General features: G+C 63.9%; 19 protein-coding genes and 1 other RNA gene. 14 read left to right on the top strand and 6 right to left on the bottom strand.

Going from position 1 to position 16,426, the window contains the following annotated elements:
- Nucleotides 1-4 precede the first annotated feature (4 nt).
- On the bottom strand, nucleotides 5-607 hold the full coding sequence (locus tag ABT375_RS08240) for a LemA family protein (RefSeq protein ID WP_261936377.1): 603 nt from the start codon (nucleotides 605-607) through the stop codon (nucleotides 5-7).
- A 103-nt stretch (nucleotides 608-710) separates the two neighbouring features.
- Here ABT375_RS08240 and mscL point away from each other — a divergent pair, with 103 nt between their 5' ends.
- The 13 genes from mscL to ABT375_RS08175 all read left to right on the top strand — a co-directional run bounded on the left by mscL (nucleotide 711) and on the right by ABT375_RS08175 (nucleotide 11,087).
- Nucleotides 711-1,148, top strand: a complete 438-nt coding sequence (mscL, locus tag ABT375_RS08235) for a large conductance mechanosensitive channel protein MscL (protein ID WP_261936378.1) — start codon at nucleotides 711-713, stop codon at nucleotides 1,146-1,148.
- Nucleotides 1,149-1,294: 146 nt separating this feature from the next.
- The gene (locus ABT375_RS08230) at nucleotides 1,295-1,564 is read left to right on the top strand and encodes a hypothetical protein (RefSeq protein ID WP_224547296.1); all 270 of its coding nucleotides are present in this window, start codon (nucleotides 1,295-1,297) and stop codon (nucleotides 1,562-1,564) included.
- Nucleotides 1,565-1,717: 153 nt separating this feature from the next.
- Complete coding sequence (locus ABT375_RS08225) at nucleotides 1,718-4,090, top strand: chemotaxis protein CheA (RefSeq protein ID WP_416464712.1); 2,373 nt, start codon at nucleotides 1,718-1,720, stop codon at nucleotides 4,088-4,090.
- A gap of 11 nt (nucleotides 4,091-4,101) precedes the next feature.
- Nucleotides 4,102-4,539: a chemotaxis protein CheW gene (locus ABT375_RS08220; RefSeq protein ID WP_224547292.1), complete on the top strand. Its 438-nt coding sequence runs from the start codon at nucleotides 4,102-4,104 to the stop codon at nucleotides 4,537-4,539.
- A gap of 82 nt (nucleotides 4,540-4,621) precedes the next feature.
- Nucleotides 4,622-4,987 carry a response regulator gene (locus ABT375_RS08215; protein WP_224547290.1) on the top strand — a complete coding sequence of 122 codons (366 nt, stop codon included), beginning with the start codon at nucleotides 4,622-4,624 and terminating at the stop codon, nucleotides 4,985-4,987.
- 66 nt (nucleotides 4,988-5,053) lie between these two features.
- Complete coding sequence (locus ABT375_RS08210; protein ID WP_224547421.1) at nucleotides 5,054-6,136, top strand: chemotaxis protein CheB; 1,083 nt, start codon at nucleotides 5,054-5,056, stop codon at nucleotides 6,134-6,136.
- Nucleotides 6,136-7,014: a CheR family methyltransferase gene (locus tag ABT375_RS08205; RefSeq protein ID WP_224547288.1), complete on the top strand. Its 879-nt coding sequence runs from the start codon at nucleotides 6,136-6,138 to the stop codon at nucleotides 7,012-7,014. The genes ABT375_RS08210 and ABT375_RS08205 overlap by 1 nt, the downstream gene beginning before the upstream one ends.
- A 129-nt stretch (nucleotides 7,015-7,143) precedes the next feature.
- A complete protein-coding gene (locus ABT375_RS08200) occupies nucleotides 7,144-7,842 on the top strand; it encodes an N-acetylmuramoyl-L-alanine amidase (protein ID WP_224547285.1) in 699 nt (232 codons plus the stop codon).
- A 42-nt stretch (nucleotides 7,843-7,884) separates the two neighbouring features.
- Nucleotides 7,885-8,288: RNase P RNA component class A (rnpB, locus tag ABT375_RS08195), an RNA gene on the top strand.
- Between the two features lie 61 nt (nucleotides 8,289-8,349).
- Nucleotides 8,350-8,898, top strand: a complete 549-nt coding sequence (locus ABT375_RS08190; protein ID WP_224547284.1) for a J domain-containing protein — start codon at nucleotides 8,350-8,352, stop codon at nucleotides 8,896-8,898.
- Nucleotides 8,895-9,209, top strand: a complete 315-nt coding sequence (locus ABT375_RS08185; protein WP_416464711.1) for a (2Fe-2S) ferredoxin domain-containing protein — start codon at nucleotides 8,895-8,897, stop codon at nucleotides 9,207-9,209. The genes ABT375_RS08190 and ABT375_RS08185 overlap by 4 nt, the downstream gene beginning before the upstream one ends.
- Nucleotides 9,210-9,279: 70 nt before the next feature.
- Nucleotides 9,280-9,555, top strand: a complete 276-nt coding sequence (locus ABT375_RS08180) for a hypothetical protein (protein WP_416464710.1) — start codon at nucleotides 9,280-9,282, stop codon at nucleotides 9,553-9,555.
- An 8-nt stretch (nucleotides 9,556-9,563) separates the two neighbouring features.
- Nucleotides 9,564-11,087: a methyl-accepting chemotaxis protein gene (locus tag ABT375_RS08175; protein ID WP_416464709.1), complete on the top strand. Its 1,524-nt coding sequence runs from the start codon at nucleotides 9,564-9,566 to the stop codon at nucleotides 11,085-11,087.
- Between the two features lie 69 nt (nucleotides 11,088-11,156).
- Here the strand turns inward: ABT375_RS08175 and ABT375_RS08170 are convergent, their stop codons facing one another.
- Nucleotides 11,157-11,771, bottom strand: a complete 615-nt coding sequence (locus tag ABT375_RS08170; RefSeq protein WP_224547280.1) for a superoxide dismutase — start codon at nucleotides 11,769-11,771, stop codon at nucleotides 11,157-11,159.
- 403 nt (nucleotides 11,772-12,174) lie between these two features.
- Here ABT375_RS08170 and rnk point away from each other — a divergent pair, with 403 nt between their 5' ends.
- On the top strand, nucleotides 12,175-12,588 hold the full coding sequence (gene rnk / locus ABT375_RS08165) for a nucleoside diphosphate kinase regulator (protein ID WP_261936385.1): 414 nt from the start codon (nucleotides 12,175-12,177) through the stop codon (nucleotides 12,586-12,588).
- A 1-nt stretch (nucleotide 12,589) separates the two neighbouring features.
- Here the strand turns inward: rnk and ispZ are convergent, their stop codons facing one another.
- The 4 genes from ispZ to dapF form a co-directional block, all read right to left on the bottom strand.
- Nucleotides 12,590-13,249 carry a septation protein IspZ gene (ispZ, locus tag ABT375_RS08160; RefSeq protein ID WP_261936386.1) on the bottom strand — a complete coding sequence of 220 codons (660 nt, stop codon included), beginning with the start codon at nucleotides 13,247-13,249 and terminating at the stop codon, nucleotides 12,590-12,592.
- Between the two features lie 105 nt (nucleotides 13,250-13,354).
- A complete protein-coding gene (ftsY, locus tag ABT375_RS08155) occupies nucleotides 13,355-14,293 on the bottom strand; it encodes a signal recognition particle-docking protein FtsY (RefSeq protein ID WP_416464708.1) in 939 nt (312 codons plus the stop codon).
- The gene (gene mtaB / locus ABT375_RS08150; RefSeq protein WP_416464707.1) at nucleotides 14,293-15,549 is read right to left on the bottom strand and encodes a tRNA (N(6)-L-threonylcarbamoyladenosine(37)-C(2))-methylthiotransferase MtaB; all 1,257 of its coding nucleotides are present in this window, start codon (nucleotides 15,547-15,549) and stop codon (nucleotides 14,293-14,295) included. Before mtaB ends, ftsY begins: the two co-directional genes overlap by 1 nt.
- Nucleotides 15,549-16,349, bottom strand: coding sequence for a diaminopimelate epimerase (dapF, locus tag ABT375_RS08145; protein ID WP_416464706.1), 801 nt, complete (start codon nucleotides 16,347-16,349; stop codon nucleotides 15,549-15,551). Before dapF ends, mtaB begins: the two co-directional genes overlap by 1 nt.
- Nucleotides 16,350-16,426: the final 77 nt, after the last annotated feature.

Here is a 16,426-nt window from a genome sequence, read left to right as displayed (position 1 = left end):
CCGATCAGTTGCCGAAGTCGACCTTCGGCGCCTCCTCCGCGCCCGGCGTAGTGGCCTGGAACGGGGTCATGGGCTTCGCGCCATGGATCAGCTTGGCGCCGATCGCGTCGGGGAAGGTGCGGATGCGGGTATTATAGGCCTGCACTGCGCCATTATAGTCGCGGATGGCGACGGCGATGCGGTTCTCCGTGCCTTCCAGTTGCGACTGGAGTTGCAGGAAATTCTCGTTGGTCTTGAGGTCGGGATAGGCCTCGACCGTGGCGAGGAGGCGGCCCAGCCCCTGGCTCAGTTGGGCTTGCGCCGCCTGGAACTGCGCCACCTTGGCGGGATCGGACAGATCTTCGGCGTTGACCTGGACCGACGTCGCCTTGGCGCGGGCTTCGACCACGGCGGTCAGCGTCGCCTGTTCCTGCTTGCCTGCCGCCTTCACGGTGGCGACGAGATTGCCCGTCAGGTTGGCGCGGCGTTGATATTGCGCCTGGACGTCGGCCCATTTCGCCTTCGCCTCCTCTTCGGCGGTCGGCACGCTATTGATGCCACAGGCGGACAGGGCGAGCGCCCCGAACATCGGTAGCAGGACGGTGGAGAAGCGGCGCAGGAGCGTCATGGAACATCCTCGGCTTTTTGTTTCGCCTGTGGAAATAGGGCGTTGTCCTGAAAGGCGCAACGGGCCATCCTGATATTATCGTAGACAGCGCAAGGAGTTCCCCATGGGACTGATTTCCGAATTCAAGACATTCATCAACCGCGGCAATGTGATGGACCTCGCGGTCGGTGTCATCATTGGCGGCGCCTTCGCCACCATCACGAAGTCGCTGACCGACGACCTCATCATGCCGGTGGTCGGCTACATCTTCGGCGGCGCCGATTTTTCCGGTTATTTTGTGCGGCTCGGAGAGTTGCCGGCTGGCTTCAAGGGCAATCCTGACAGCTATACCGATCTGAAAGCCGCCGGCGTCGCGATGTTCGGCTGGGGGCAGTTTTTGACCGTGCTGGTCAATTTCATCATTCTCGCCTTCATCATCTTCCTGCTGGTCAAGGCGATGAACAAGCTTACCGCCAAGCCCGAACCTGCGCCGGCCGCGCCGGCCCCCACGCCCGAGGACATCGTGCTGCTGCGCGAAATCCGGGATTCGCTTAAAAAATAATCGTTTTTGCGACGAAACGAGGCCGCGACGGGAACCATCATGCATGCGGCCGGTTGATCCGCGTCAGGGTTCCAGATGGCGTGGCGCCGATGGAATCCCGTGCCGAATGACGTCAGCCCCCGGGGGCGCAAACAGGAGAATACGCCGTGAAAACTTTCGTCACAGTCCTGGGCCTTGCCAGCCTTGTCGCGCTCGCCGCGTGCGATTCCGCCAAGGAAAACAAGGTCGAGAACGCTTACGAGAACCAGGCGGACGCACTCGACAACCAGGCCGACAATATGGAGGCGATGGCCGACAATCTGAGCGGCAACGCCGAGAATGCGGCTGAAAACGCCGCAGACGCGCTGGAGAACAAGGCTGCCGCCACCCGCGAAGCGGGTGACAAGGCTGAGGATGCCGTCGAAAAGCATCAATAAGCAGCGGTTCACTACCCGAGCCGACAAGGGCGTCGCGTCTGTGCGCGGCGCCCTTTTTGCATGAACGCATTACGCCGCTCGTCTCGCCTTTAACGGCCCTTTAACCACGCCCCGCCATGGTGCCCCTGCGCGCATCCGTGGGGCCCATAGGGAATGGACGAACTACTTCAGGAATTCATATCCGAGACCCAGGAAACGCTGGAGGCTCTCGCAGGCGAAGTGGTCGCCTGGGAAGCCGATCCATCCGACCGGGATCGGCTGGATGCCATCTTCCGCTTTTTCCATACGGTGAAGGGTAGCTGCGGCTTCCTGAATTTGCCGCGCTTCGAACGGCTGAGTCACGCGGCCGAGGATGTGCTGTCCGAGATTCGCGCGGGAAAGCGTGGGGCGGACCCCGCCACCGTAAGCGCCGTACTGGGTATCATGGACCGGATCGGCGAACTGACCGAGGCGGTCGCCATCGGTGCGGCCCTGCCCAGCGAGAATGACGATTTTCTGATCGGCGCTCTGAGCGCCCAGCCCGAACGCGCCGCCCAGTCAGCGATCGAAACGGCCGCAGCGCCCGTTGCCGTCGCGCGGCAGGGTGGGGCGCAATCGGGGCCGCGGACCATTCGCCTGCCTCTCAGTCTGATCGATCAGTTGATGAATGGCGTGTCGGACATGGTGCTGGCGCGCAATGAATTGTCGCGCAAGCTGCGCGAGCGTTCCGCCGATCCCGAACTGGATAATGTGTTCGAACGGCTGTCGACCTGCGTGGCCGATATGCGCGACGTGATATCCAAGACGCGGATGCAACGGGTCGATCGCCTGTTTGCCGCCATCCCGCGGATGGTGCGCGACCTTGGCCGCGACCTTGGCAAGCGCATCGACCTCACGCTGGAAGGCGGCGATGTCGAAATGGACCGCGAAATGGTGGAGATGGTCGTCGATCCGCTCACCCATATCGTGCGCAACAGCATTGATCACGGTATCGAGACGCCTGAAAACCGGCGCGCCGCGGGGAAACCGGACGCGGGGCGCTTGCGGCTGGAAGCACGCCAGTCGGGCAATCAGATCGTCATTGCGATCGCCGACGACGGTGCAGGCATCGACACGGCGCGTCTGGTCGACAAGGCCATCGCCGCAGGCCGGTTGACCCGGGAAGCCGCCATGCGTCTTTCCGAAGAAGACAAGCTCGACCTTATTTTCCAGGCCGGCCTTTCGACCGCGAATCAGGTGACCGCCATTTCCGGCCGGGGTGTCGGCATGGATGTGGTGCGCGCCAATGTGGAGCGTATCGGCGGGGTTATCGCTCTCGACAATCATCCGGGGCAGGGGTTGTGCATTACGTTGCGCGTGCCGTTGACGCTGACCATCATTCCCGGGCTGATTGTCCGGGCCGGCGGTCAGCATTTCGCGATCCCGCGCTCGGCGGTGGTCGAAATCCTGCACGACAATAATGAAACGTTGCAGGTCAGCGAGGTCGGGGGCGCAAAGATCGCGACGATTCGCGCAATCCGCCATTCCATGGTCGATCTTGAAGATGTGCTGGGCATGGAAAAGCCCGTTCAGCAGGGGCCGCGCGCTATCATGGTGGTGCGTTCGGCCACTGGCGTACCCTTCGCGATGGGCGTGTCGGCGGTCGATAATCATGAGGAACTGGTGATCCGTCCGGCCTCGCCCCTGGTGATGGCGACCGGGGTCTATGCCGGCATGACCCTGCCTGACAATGGCAAGCCGATGCTGTTGCTCGACGCCGCCGGTCTCGCCAACGCGGCGCGTCTGCCCAACATCGTGGACGATCGGGCTGCGCGGCAGCAGGAAGAGCAAGCCGGCGCGCAAGCCGGCGTCGAGATGGTCGCGGCACTGCGTTTCGAGGAACTGACGGGCGAACGCCGCCTGCTCAAATTGTCACTGATCGAGCGGGTCGAAGACATCGATGCAAGCCTGTTCGGCAAATCGGGCGGCCGTGCGTTCGTGCGGCTCGACGAGCTGCTGGTGCCTGTCGCCAACGGCCTGTCGCAATTCGATCGGGTCAAGGTGTCCGCGCTGCGCTTGCGCGACGATCGGCGCGAGGCCTGCTATCCCGTGGCAAGCGTACTCGACATCGTCCAGATGCCGGCCGTCCCGGACATGGTCGCCATGCATGGGATGTTGAGCGGCGTCGCGGTAGTCGATGGCGAGCATCTCGAGGTGATCAATCCCTTCGCCCTTTTCGCCGGTTTGCCCGAAGAAGGGGCGGTCGAGCGTGCGCGGGGGCGATGCGTGCTGGCCGACAGCGGCGATGGATGGACGCGTGAGATATTGGCGCCATTGCTGCGGCAGGCGGGACATGAGGTGGTTCTGGGCCTGCCCGGCGACTGCGCCGTCGATCCGGAAGACGTGGTCCTTTGCACGGAAGCGGATGCCGCGCAGGCGGCCGAAATCATGGGGTGTCGCGTCGTGCATCTGCGCGCCTCGCCTCGCCCTGACGGGCCGCAGGACGTCAGCATTTATCGCTATGATCAGGATGCGCTGATGGCGGCGATCGCCGGTCGGCGGGCTTAAGGAAGGCGGCCATGGATCAGCTCTATCTTCTTGCGACTCTGGCCAACACGCGGATCGCGGTCGAAACCGGAGAGGTTGAGGCGGTTGTCCGCCTGACCGATATATCCCCGGTGCCGGGCATGGGGGCGCATGTCGCCGGCCTTTCCGCCTTGCGCAGTCGCGTCCTCACCATCATCGATGTCGCCGCATTGATCCACGGCCGGGCTACCCCGGCCGAGCAGCGCGGCCTCGCCATCATCGCCAATATCAGCGGCCACAGCTATGGCCTGATGGTCGATGGCGTGTCGGATATCTGCCGCGTGCCGGAGGGGGAACTCCCGTTGCGTGGTCAACTCGACCCTGCCTGGGCGCCGTATGCGCGCGCGCTGGTCGAACAAGATGGCCATCCCTGGCTGCTGGTTTCGCTGGCTGCATTCATCGAGGGCGGCGCCTTGGCCCAGGCGGCGTAAAGAATGGTGCGTCGTTTACCAAATACTTGGCTTTGCCGGTTAAGCCCGCTGCACGGGACGCAAAAAACCTAAGGGACGCTTCATGAAGAATTGCCTGGTCGTCGACGATTCAAAGGTCATCCGCAAGGTTGCCCGCCACATTCTCGAATCGCTGGACCTGACGGTCAGCGAGGCGGTGGACGGACAGGACGCGCTGACCAAATGCGAGGCTTTCCCGCCCGATGTCGTGCTGCTCGACTGGAACATGCCGATCATGAGCGGCATGGAATTCCTTCAGGCCCTGTCCAGCGCGAAGATGGCGGCACGGCCCAAGATCATCTTCTGCACCACCGAAAATGGCATCAGCCATATCAAGGCGGCGGTCGAGGCCGGTGCCGACGAATATGTCATGAAGCCATTCGACAGGGAGACATTGGAAAGCAAGCTGGCGATTGTCGGCGTGATCTAGCGGCGCCTTCCCGCTGATCCAGGAGTGCCCGATTTCCATCTGATCCTTCCGCGCAGAAAGTCCATGATGAACGCGATCATGCCGATACCATCCAGCCGCAGCAGTGAACGACGCACCGTTCGCACGCTGGTGGTCGATGATTCGGTCGTCGTGCGGACGGTGATCGAGCGCATTCTTCATGGCGATCCGGGCTATAATGTGGTGCACAAAACCAACAGCGCCGAGCATGCGCTGGGCTATCTGGCGGAAAATGTAGTCGATCTGGTGCTGCTCGACATTGAGCTGCCGGGCCAGAGTGGTCTGGCTGCCTTGCCGCAGATATTGCGCGCGAATCCGGCCGTGAAGGTCGCGATTCTTTCGGGACGATGCGAGGAAGGCAGCGCCGCCGCGATCGAGGCGCTGGCGCTCGGGGCCAGCGATATCGTGTCCAAGCCAGGCAGTGGCAGCTTCGGGGAACAATTCCCCCAGGCGCTCATAGACAGGCTGAACCGGCTGTTTGGCGATCGACTGGCAGCACCGCCGCTGCCGCGTCTTCCCACCCCGCCATCGGTTGATCCGGCCACCGCGCCGCTCGCCTGCATTGGCATCGGCGCATCGACCGGTGGCATTCATGCCTTGGGCCAGCTATTTCAGGGGCTCGCTGCGCCGTTAGGCGTGCCGCTGCTGCTGACCCAGCATCTCCCCGCCAGCTTCACCGTCTATTTCGCGCAGCAACTGTCACGGATGACCAGCCTGCGTGTGAAGGTGGCGGAAACCGGCGATCTGCTGACACCCGATATCGTCTATGTCGCACCCGGTGACGCCAATATCCAATTGCGGCGCGGCCTGCATGGCCGTGTCACGATCCTCCTCAATCCAGAACGCACGCCGGCTGGCAATCTGCCCGGCGTCGATCCGATGTTTGCCAGCATGGCGGAAGTCTATGGAGCGGGAGCCGCGGGCATCGTGCTCACCGGCATGGGGCGCGACGGAACATTAGGCGCGCGCGAGATCGTCGCGGCCGGCGGCTGGATCGTCGCCCAGGACGAAGCGAGCAGCGTGGTGTGGGGGATGCCGGGTTCGGTCGCCGGGGCCGGGCTGACCTGCGCGGTCATGGAGCCCTTGGCGATCATGAATTTCGTGGCCCGCCGTGGAAAGATTGCCGCCTGATGCCGCTGCCCCCAACCGGAGCCGCCATTTTCCAGGGCGCTGAGCGCATCCTGTCGGGATTGCTCGAGGCAAGAACCGGGCAAGTGCTGTCCGAAGGTCGCGCCTGGCGTATGGAAACCGCGCTGCGCCCCGTTCTGCGCGCCCATGGGTTGCAGGATATCGATGATCTGGCCGCGCGGCTGTTGCGCAGGCGCGATCCGCGGCTGGACGAGGATGTCGTCAATGCGCTGCTGAACAATGAAAGCAGCTTTTTCCGCGATCTTCAGATTTTCGACATGATCCATCGCCAGATTCTGCCGCATATCCAGGACGCTCGGCAGGACCGCACGCTGCGTATCTGGAGTGCGGGCTGTTCGACCGGGCAGGAAGCCTATTCGCTCGCGATCCGCTTGCGCAACGATGCTGCGCGCTGGCTGGGGTGGCGGATCGAGATATTGGCGACGGACATTTCCACCGCCGCGATCGAGCAGGCGAAAGCCGGCACTTTTTCGCAGATGGACGTGCAGCGTGGTTTGGCCGTGGGCGACCTGATCAAATGGTTCGAGCCGCATGGGGAAGAGTGGCGGGCCAGCCCGGAACTGCGCCGGATGATCGATTTCCGGCATGATAATCTGTTCGATCCGCATGCTCCGACCGGGGAATATGATCTGATTCTCTGTCGCAACGTGCTGCTCTATTTCACGCCCGAACGACGCGGGGAAGTGCTGCGACTGCTCGCCCGGCACAGCCATGCAGGATCGGTCCTGTTGCTGGGCGCAGGGGAAACGGTGATCGGCCAAGGCGACGATTTCCTGCCGCACCCGGATTTCCGTGGGGGCTATGCGCCCAAGGCCCTGCTGCCCCATTGCGCCGGTGGACCGATGCGTCGCGCGGGCTGAACCGGCTTCATCCGCATTAACCCTGCTTGATTGCTGCGCCGGTCTCGGTCATTGTCCATTAGAGGCCGCCAGAGAGGCGCGCCGGAAGGGTGCGATGATCGAGCCGCTGCAAGTGACTGGCCTTCCCCGATGACCGACATGCCGATGATCGAAACGCCGTCGCCCAATTTTGACGATCGCAGCCTGCCGATCACGATGCTGGTGCTGCACTATACCGGTATGCCCGATGCGGCGAGCGCCATCAATTGGCTGGCCAACCCGGAATCGAAAGTGTCGGCCCATTATGTCGTGACCGAGGACGGCCAGATCATCCGCATGGTCGACGAGGGTAAACGGGCCTGGCATGCGGGCCGATCGCACTGGCGCGGCGTCGATGACGTCAATTCGGCCAGCATCGGCATAGAGATCGTCAATCCGGGGCATGAATGGGGCTATCGGCCTTTCCCCGAAACGCAGATGGGATCGCTGATTCCGCTGGTTCATGCGATCGTCCAGCGTCACCGCATCACGCGTGGCAACATCGTCGGCCACAGCGATATCGCGCCCGCGCGCAAGCAGGATCCTGGCGAGCTTTTCCCTTGGGGCCAACTCGCGCGCCTGCGCCTGGCGCTCCCGCGACCCACCAAGAATCTGATGGACCCGCACTGGACCGACGGCGGCTTCATGCTGGCGCTCGAACGTTTCGGCTATGACATCGCCGATCCGCAGGCGGCGGTGGTCGCCTTCCAGCGCCGCTTCCGGCCGGAGCTGATCGACGGAGTGATCTGCGGCGAATGTCGCGCCATCCTGCTGGCCCTGCTGCTGCCCAAGCCGCGCGGCGATGAATAAGCGGGATGACGGGGCCGACAAATCGGTCTAAGGCCCGTTTCGCCAGAGGGCCGGGCGGCCGCGGCGTGGCGGGTAACTGCCACGGCGAGGAAAGTCCGGGCTCCACGAAATGACGGTGCCGGTTAACGACCGGCTGGAGCGATCCAAGGGACAGTGCAACAGAAAGCAGGTCGCCCAGTCCTTCCAGGACTAAGCCCTAGGGCAGGCGAAATTGAAAGGGTGCGGTAAGAGCGCACCGCGTCTGCGGCAACGCAAGGCGGCACGGTAAACCCCACCGGGAGCAAGACCGAATAGGGGCGGCGCGCGGCTTCGACCGCTAGGCCTGTTTCGGCCGAGACCGCCCGGGTTGGTTGCTTGAGGAACGGAGCAATCCGTTCCCTAGAGGAATGGTCGCCTATCCCTGGAAACAGGGTGGACAGAACCCGGCTTACAGGCCCTCTGGCATTTTCCTGCGCAAATATGCCCGCCGGGCTGGCGTTTGCGCGGCTTATTCCCTAATTTGGCCGGATGGCAAGACAGAGCCGATCCAATGACTGGGGATTTCCCCGATGGCGCGCCTATGGCGGATCGCGTGAGGCGCAGAAGGTGCGCCTGTGCGACCGCTATGGCTGCGACCGCCCCGGCGACTGCCCCGCGCCCAAGTCCCCCAACAGCCCGGAACGCTGGTATTTCTGCGCTGATCATGCCGGCGAATATAACCGAAACTGGGACTATTTTCAGGGGCTGGACCAGGAAGAACGGGCAGCGCGCGAGCAGGCCGAACGGCGGGATGCGGGCGGTTATCAATCCAGCGCCTATCATAGCTGGGGCGGGCCGGGCGACGGCAGCCGATCGCGCGACGAACTCCATGCGCTCAAGGCGCTGGAGCTGGAGGACGATGCTGGTTTCGAGGATGTGAAGAAGAGCTGGCGCCGGCTTGCCAAGGAATATCATCCCGACGTGAAGCCAGGCGACAGCGATGCCTCGGTGCGGTTCCAGGCGATTCAGGCCGCTTATGAAGTACTGCGTGCGGCAGAGGAACGGCGGACCTGGAAACCGCGGGGAGCGAGTGATTGACGGATTATGTCCGTTCGAATTGGACCAATGTGGTGCTGGTTTGCCGCAAATGTTCCAAGAAATTGGACGGCGGTTTTGGTCCGGGCGGCGGCGAACGGCTGGCCAAGGCGCTGCGCAAACATTTGTCCTTGAAAAAGGGGCGTAAGGCGACGGCGGGCGTGATGGAGGTCAATTGTCTGGGCATATGTCCCAGGGGCGCCGTAACGGTAGTGGATGCTGCGGCCAGCCGCGACTGGCTGCTGGTCCGGCCGGGCGCCGATCTTGACGAACTCGCGGAATCCTTGGGTCTCAATGCGTCGGAATATCCTTAATATTATCCTTACCAATTCCACCTAATCGGGTGGAATGAAGTTATCTGCGTCCCTTAGGTCCGTGCTGCCCATGGCAGGCCAGTGCATCCTCATTCTGTTCGGCCTGCTGGGATTATACGTCGTTCCGCCGGCCAGCGGCAGGATGCTGCTGGTGCCGCTGACCCAGGAGGCGGTTGCCGCGCTGGCGCCAGTCGCTGTCGCCCATGGCGCGCGACTGGTGGCGAAAGGCCCGTGGGCAGGTTCCCTTCTGGTCGAGGGGGAGCGCGACGATCTTGCCCCGGCGCTTCTGCATCACGGGATCGTCGCCCTTTCGGCGCAAATGGGCGGATGCGGAGCGTCGGCCTAATGAGCGCCATGACGAGCCTGGATCGGCTGCGGCTGCAGGGGTTGCGCATCCTCCTTTTCGCCAACTGGCTCTGGACCGTGGCGATCGGCCTCATGGGTCTGCTGCTGGGGGTGGAGAATAGCGGTCGCGCCCTGTTCCTGTCGGCTCTTGTCAACGCGCTTCCCACCATCCGGGTCATGCGCGCGCGACGTGACCTCGAAGCGCGCCTGGCCATGGGGACATTGGCCGCGGTTCAGCCGGCGATCGGGCTGTATCTGCTGTCAGGCCATAGCTGGCAGATGGACGGTCATATGTTCTTTTTTGTCGCATTGGCGGGGCTGGCGCTACTGTATGATTGGCGCCCCATCCTGCTTGCTGCGTCGCTGACGGCCGCCCATCACCTGGTGCTCAGCCTGTTTATGCCGACCTGGGTTTTTCCTGACAACTCCAATATCGGCCGGGTGGCTATCCACGGCATAGCGGTCGTGTTGCAGGCAGCGGTGCTATGCTATCTTACGGTTCGGCTGCGCGTCATGCTGCTCGCGTTAGACGGGCATGTGGCGCAGGCCAGCCAACTCGCCGAAGAGGCTGACCAGGGCCGGAGTGCGGCAGAAGCTGCCATGGCGACGAGCCGCGAAATGGACGCCAAGGCTGCGCAATTGCGTGGGCAACAGGAAGCGGAAAAGGCGCGGATGGCGACGGAGCGGCGAGCGATGACGCTTGCGCTGGTCGGGGATTTCCGGCGGTCCGTGGCGGAAATCGTCGGCGCGGTTGGAGCAGCCGCGCAGGAACTCGACGATTCGGCGCGTCAACTCAACCATCTGGCCCAACGTGCAAGCGCCGGCACCGACGAAACGGTGGCGATTGCCGAACAATCCTCCGCCAATGCGACGATGTTGGCGCGGCGTATCGATCAATTGTCGGAATCGATTACGGCGATCGCATCGGCGTCGCACCAGCAGGCCATGCTCGGCGGCGAAGCGCAGCGCGTGTCTGCTACGGGGCATCAGGCCGTGCACGAACTGGAGGGACGTACCACCTCCATCACCAGCTTCGCCGATTCCATAACGGATATCGCCGCGCGCACCAACCTTCTGGCGCTGAATGCAACGATCGAAGCGGCGCGCGCCGGCGATGTCGGCCGGGGTTTCGCGGTGGTGGCCGGAGAAGTAAAGCAATTGGCTGGCCAGGCCGCAAATGCGACCGGGGAAATTCACGCTTTGGCTTGGTCCGCCCGTCAAGGGGCCGGGGTGGCACGTGAGGCGCTATCCGAAGTCGCAGGCGCCGTCGAGCAACTGGCGGAGGCGGCGGATGCGATCCAGCGGGCAGTCGTCGATCAGCGCGATGCGACCAGCGCGATAGGTGAATCCGCGCGTGATACGGCGCAGGACGCGGCCATCATGACGCGACAGATGGAAGATGTCGCCGATGTCGCGCGCGACACCGAAAGCCTGTCGGCGCGCGTGTCCAGTGCGGCGTCCAGCCTGTCGAGCACGGCGAAGACGTTGCAGCGGGCGGCCGAACAATTTGTGACGCAACTGGAAGCGGCCTGATCCCGCCGAGTGCGTTCACGCGTCGTGGAAACGGGGACCGGTTGTATGCGCCCGGTCCCCTTTTCGATATCAGGCCGGCTGGTCGGCGCGGCTGGCGCCTTCACCGTCGAGGTTCAGCGCCGCAAAGTCCCAGTTGATCGCTTCCTTGAGGATGCGGTCGGCATAGCTGGGGCGCAGGTTGCGATAGTCGATATAATAAGCATGTTCCCAGACATCGACGATCAGCAGCGGCGCATGGCCTTCGTGCGCGACGGGGGTGTCGGCATCGTGATAGCTGGTCACTTCGAGCTTGCCGTCCTTCAGGACCAGCGCGGCCCAGCCGCTGGCGAAATGGCCCACCGCTTCGGCTTTCAGCTTTTCGATCAGCGCATCGACTGATCCGAAGGCTTCGTTGATCTTGGTCAGCAATTCGCCGGTCGGTTCGGTCTTCGTGGGCGACAGCGACTGCCAGTAGAAAGTGTGGTTCCAGATCTGGCCGACCTGGTTGAACAGGCCGCCCTTGGCCGACTTGATCAGCTCGACCAGCGACTTGCCCTGCAGGCTTTCGTCCGCGGCGACCAGTTCATTGGCCTTCACGACATAGGCGTTGTGATGCTTGCCATGGTGGAAGTCGAAGGTTTCGACGGACAGGATGTCGCCAAAAGCATCCTTGGCATAGGGCAGGTCGGGCAGAACAAAGGCCATGGCGGAACTCCTCGGGTTCGTTATGGGGCGGCCGCACGCAGGGTGGAGCGGCCGATTGGTCATATGGTCCATGCGGGGCGTGGACGCCTCCGCCGTTTCCCATATGCTGCCCCAACGCCCAAGAAAACAGATATGTGCCTATTGCGAAACGATCGCAGAAATTGGTGGTGGAAGTTGGCCGAAGTAGGGCGCGTGTCGGGTTCGCTTGACAGAGCGGTCCTGGTCCAACAGGATCGGATCATGCAAAATGGCGCCGCCTTTTCGCGCTTCCGTCATCACGGGGGCCAACTTCTCGCGGGCGATCCGCCCCGGACCTGACAGGCGATCGGCCGGCAGGGTCCGGGGCACCTTCTTGACGCCAGAGGCCCGCAGTCGGGCCGATCCTCTATCAGGAAGCCTTTCCATGATCCTGCATCAGAACGGGGCGGCCGTGCCGCCCATCCACCTTGTCGAATCCGAAGCGGACATGATCTCCGACCTGGCCTGGGCGGCGCGCGACCGCTTCCCCGATGTGTGCCAGTTGCTGCAGCAGGAGGTCGGGCGTGCGCAGCTTTGCGCGTCGGCCGACTTGCCCTGTACCGTCGTCGCCATGGGATCGGATGTGGCCTATCGCGATGGCCGTGACGGTGCGTCGCGGCGGGTCCAATTGGTCTATCCCGGTCATGCCGATGTAGCGCTGGGCCGCATTTCAATCCTGACGCCGATCGGTGCGGCGCTGATCGGGATGCAGGCCGGCGCGTCGATCCTGTGGCCCGACCGGGACGGCCATCTGCGCGACATCATCGTCGACGAGGTGGCACAGGCGCGGGCGGCTTAACTCAGCCTTGCGGCGGGGTGGTTTCACCCACCTCGTCGCTGTCGAGGCCATCGCCGAGCGTCAGGCCGTGGCGCATCAGCATCGGGATATTGGCGGCGGCAAAGGCGACCGAGATGATGGTGACTCCCCACACCTTGACTGCGAGCCAGCTGTCGAAACTCATCGACCGGCGCATCACCTCGTTCGCGATCGCCATGGCGACGAAGAACAAGGCCCAATTGCGCGATAGCTTCATCCAACCGGTTTCGCTGAGGCCGTCATAGGCGGCCTGGAGCAGATATTTGAGCAGCGGTTTGCCACGCAACAATCCGGCGAAGAGCATCATCGCGAAGAAGCTGTAGATGATCGTGGGCTTCAATTGGATGAAGCTCTGGTCGTGAAAGTAGATGGTGAGGCCGCCGAAAAACAGGATCAGCAGCGCCGACAGCCAGAGCATCGGCGATACCCGGCCCAGCTTCACCCTGGAGATGACGACCGCGATCACGATCGCCGCCATGAAGGCGGCCGTGCCGAAGGTCATGGCGGTGATCGGATTGCCCGCGCCCCAGAACCACCCGGCACCCTTGTAGGTCAGGAAGAAGACCAGCAGCGGCCCGAAATCGAGCGCCAGGCTGAGCGTGCCGCCATGGGCGGGCTTTGCAGCGGGCTTGGTATCGACCATCAGTTTTGCTCCGTCATCCCAGCGAACGCCGGGATCCCACTTTTCTTCATGCGCCGCAAAAGGAGGAAAGACGCCAGCCTTTGCCGGCATGACGAACGACAATGCTCACCGTGCATAGGCCGTCCCCGCAATGGCGCGCGCCATGTCGCCGGGATCGAAGGGACGCAGATCCTCGATTTTCTCGCCCACGCCGATAGCATGGATGGGCAGGCGGAATTTCTCCGCCGCTGCGACCAGCACGCCGCCGCGCGCGGTGCCGTCCAGCTTGGTCATGACCAGCCCCGTCACCTGCGCCGTTTCCTTGAAGACTTCGATCTGGTTCAACGCATTCTGTCCCGTGGTGGCATCCAGAACCAGCACAACGTCGTGCGGGGCGGCCGGGTTCAATCGGCCCAGCACCCGGCGGACCTTGGCCAGTTCGTCCATCAGTTCGGTCTTGTTCTGCAGGCGCCCGGCGGTGTCCACGATCAGCACGTCGATGCCGGTTTCCGTCGCCTGCTTGACCGCGTCGAACACGATGCCCGCCGCGTCGCCGCCTTCCTTGCCCGCCACGACGGGGATGCCCAGCCGCTCAGCCCAGACCTTGAGTTGGCCGATCGCCGCCGCACGGAACGTGTCGCCGGCGGCCAGCATCACGCCATAATCCTGCTCCAGGAAATTATTGGCCAGCTTGGCGATAGTGGTGGTCTTGCCCGAACCGTTGACGCCGATGACCAGGATCACCTGCGGCCGCGGAAAGGCCTCGATCTCCAGCGGGCGGGCCACGGGGGCCAGCACCTTCTCGATCTCCTCCGCGATGATCTGGCGCAGATATTCCTCGGTCAATTCCTTGTTGTAGCGCCCCTCGGCCAGTCGTTCGCGCACGCGCCCGGCCATGGCCGGGCCAAGGTCGGAGACGATCAGCGCCTCTTCGATCTCGTCGAGCGTCTGGTCGTCGAGCGCGGCCTTGGAGAAAAGGCCGGTGAGGTTGTCGCCAAGCCTGTCGGATGTGCGCTTCAGTCCGCCGAAGAGGCGATCGCGCCAGCTGGTGCCGGTATCTGTCATTATGCGGCCTCTTGCGCGATCAGCGCGCCATTCTCAAGCGCCGTGATGGGAACGGGAACGATGGAGGAGGGGGGCTGCGCCGCTGCGAAGCGCACCGGCGCGAAATTTTCAGCATGGCCGGTCAGGCCGCTGCGTTCGACCAGCACCGACTGGGTCGTGCCGATCAGGCTGCGGAGCCAAGTTTCGCGTCGCGCGGCGCAGGCGTCGCGCAGGCGGGCGGCGCGGGCCTTGATCGTCGCGCGATCGACCTGCGGCATACGTGCGGCAGGGGTGCCGGCGCGCGGCGAAAAAGGGAAGATATGGCCGTGGACGATGTCGCACTCGTCCACAAGGCGCAGGCTGTTCTCGAACATCGCATCATCCTCGGTTGGGAAGCCGGCGATGATGTCTGCGCCGATGCTGATGCCGGGGCGGGCGGCCTTGAGCCGTTCCACGATGCGGATGGCGTCGGCCCGGCCGTGGCGGCGCTTCATGCGCTTGAGGATCAGGTCGTCGCCCGCCTGCAGCGACAGATGTAGATGCGGCATCATACGCGGATCGTGCGCGATGAGATCGAACAGCCGTTCGTCGATTTCCACGCTGTCGAGGGAGGAGAGGCGCAGGCGGGTCAGATCGGGCACGCCCTTCAATATACGTTCGATCAGCAGGCCGAGCGACGGGCTGCCGGGCAGGTCCGGGCCGTAGCTGGTGACGTCCACGCCGGTCAGCACGATTTCCCGATAGCCGGCATCGACCAGTTGCTTCGCCTTGTCCACCACCGCGCCGGCGGGGACGGAGCGGCTGTTCCCCCGGCCATAGGGAATGATGCAGAAAGTGCAGCGATGGTCGCAGCCATTCTGTACCTCCAGAAAGGCGCGGGCGTGGTCGGTGAACGCGCTGGCCATATGCGGGGCGGTGTCGCGCACGGCCATGATGTCGGAAACGCGGACCTTCTCGGTTATCGCGGCGAAGCTGCTCGCCTCCATCTTCTCCCGATTGCCGATCACGCCATCGACTTCGGCCATGGCGGCGAAGGTCTCCGGCTCGGTCTGGGCGGCGCAGCCGGTGACGAGGATGCGGGCGTCGGGTCGTTCGCGCCGGGCGCGGCGGATCGCCTGGCGGGTCTGGCGCACCGCTTCGGCCGTCACGGCGCAGCTATTGACGACGATCAGGTCGTCCTGACCGGCCGCCATGTCGCGAATCGCCTCGCTCTCCGCGATGTTGAGGCGGCAGCCCATGGTGATGATGTCCGGCGCTTTGGTTGAGGCAGGGGGCATCAGAAGCGGTCCCAGTCAGCCTCGCCATCGAATACGTGGGTGGCGGGGCCGGTCATGCGGATCGTGCCGCCCGGTGCCCAGTCGATCACCAGATCGCCGCCCGGCAGACTAACCGTCACCGGACCCGTCATCAGCTTGCGGCGGATGGCGGCTACGGCGGTGGCGCAGGCGCCCGTGCCGCAGGCCCGCGTCAGCCCCGCGCCGCGTTCCCATACCACCAGACGGAGATGATCGTCGCCCACGACCTGCGCGAAATTGACGTTCACGCGGGCCGGGAACAGCGGATCATGCTCGATCAGCGGGCCGAGACGGTCGAAGTTCACACCGTCCAGATCGTCCACGAAGAAGATGACATGCGGGTTGCCGACATTGACCGCGGCGGGGGCGGGCAGCTCTTCCCAACTGGCGCCCATGGTCAGCGTGTCCATGGGATAGGCGAGCGGTATCGCATCCCAGTCGAAGCGCGGCGCCCCCATATCGACGCTGGCGCCGCCATCAACGGCCTTGGCGTCGAGCAGGCCAGCCTTGGTGCGGATCAGCACGTCGCGGCCCACGAATAGGGGGACGCAGCGGGTCGCGTTGCCGCAAGCTTCGACTTCGCTACCGTCGGCGTTGAAGATCTGCATTGACACGTCCGCGTCTGCGGCGTTGCCGATCAGGATGAGCTGGTCGCAGCCGATCCCGGCATGACGGTCGGCGATGGCGCGCGCGCGCGCCTCCGTCATGTCGATCGCTTGTGCGCGCGCGTCGATGACGACGAAGTCGTTGCCGAGGCCATGCATTTTCGAAAAGCGTCCCATGCGCGCGCATGTAGTGGGGGTGAAGCGAAAAGGCCAGCGTTCAGCACCAATGTAACGCATCGGTTGACATTTGGCGT

It is taken from the genome of Sphingomonas sp. VDB2 (genome assembly GCF_047946695.1).
Lineage (GTDB): Bacteria > Pseudomonadota > Alphaproteobacteria > Sphingomonadales > Sphingomonadaceae > Sphingobium > Sphingobium bisphenolicum.
The sequence above is the reverse complement of the archived record's forward strand: the minus strand, read 5'-3'. Positions and strand labels throughout refer to the sequence as shown.

Excerpts from the sequence above, each read along its gene's own strand:
- ABT375_RS08240 (WP_261936377.1), bottom strand. The coding sequence starts at position 607 with ATGACGCTCCTGCGCCGCTTCTCCACCGTCCTGCTACCGATGTTCGGG.
- mscL (WP_261936378.1), top strand. The coding sequence starts at position 711 with ATGGGACTGATTTCCGAATTCAAGACATTCATCAACCGCGGCAATGTG.
- ABT375_RS08225 (WP_416464712.1), top strand. The coding sequence starts at position 1,718 with ATGGACGAACTACTTCAGGAATTCATATCCGAGACCCAGGAAACGCTG.
- ABT375_RS08220 (WP_224547292.1), top strand. The coding sequence starts at position 4,102 with ATGGATCAGCTCTATCTTCTTGCGACTCTGGCCAACACGCGGATCGCG.
- ABT375_RS08215 (WP_224547290.1), top strand. The coding sequence starts at position 4,622 with ATGAAGAATTGCCTGGTCGTCGACGATTCAAAGGTCATCCGCAAGGTT.
- ABT375_RS08210 (WP_224547421.1), top strand. The coding sequence starts at position 5,054 with ATGAACGCGATCATGCCGATACCATCCAGCCGCAGCAGTGAACGACGC.
- ABT375_RS08205 (WP_224547288.1), top strand. The coding sequence starts at position 6,136 with ATGCCGCTGCCCCCAACCGGAGCCGCCATTTTCCAGGGCGCTGAGCGC.
- ABT375_RS08200 (WP_224547285.1), top strand. The coding sequence starts at position 7,144 with ATGACCGACATGCCGATGATCGAAACGCCGTCGCCCAATTTTGACGAT.
- ABT375_RS08190 (WP_224547284.1), top strand. The coding sequence starts at position 8,350 with ATGGCAAGACAGAGCCGATCCAATGACTGGGGATTTCCCCGATGGCGC.
- ABT375_RS08180 (WP_416464710.1), top strand. The coding sequence starts at position 9,280 with ATGGCAGGCCAGTGCATCCTCATTCTGTTCGGCCTGCTGGGATTATAC.
- ABT375_RS08175 (WP_416464709.1), top strand. The coding sequence starts at position 9,564 with ATGACGAGCCTGGATCGGCTGCGGCTGCAGGGGTTGCGCATCCTCCTT.
- ABT375_RS08170 (WP_224547280.1), bottom strand. The coding sequence starts at position 11,771 with ATGGCCTTTGTTCTGCCCGACCTGCCCTATGCCAAGGATGCTTTTGGC.
- rnk (WP_261936385.1), top strand. The coding sequence starts at position 12,175 with ATGATCCTGCATCAGAACGGGGCGGCCGTGCCGCCCATCCACCTTGTC.
- ispZ (WP_261936386.1), bottom strand. The coding sequence starts at position 13,249 with ATGGTCGATACCAAGCCCGCTGCAAAGCCCGCCCATGGCGGCACGCTC.
- ftsY (WP_416464708.1), bottom strand. The coding sequence starts at position 14,293 with ATGACAGATACCGGCACCAGCTGGCGCGATCGCCTCTTCGGCGGACTG.
- mtaB (WP_416464707.1), bottom strand. The coding sequence starts at position 15,549 with ATGCCCCCTGCCTCAACCAAAGCGCCGGACATCATCACCATGGGCTGC.
- dapF (WP_416464706.1), bottom strand. The coding sequence starts at position 16,349 with ATGGGACGCTTTTCGAAAATGCATGGCCTCGGCAACGACTTCGTCGTC.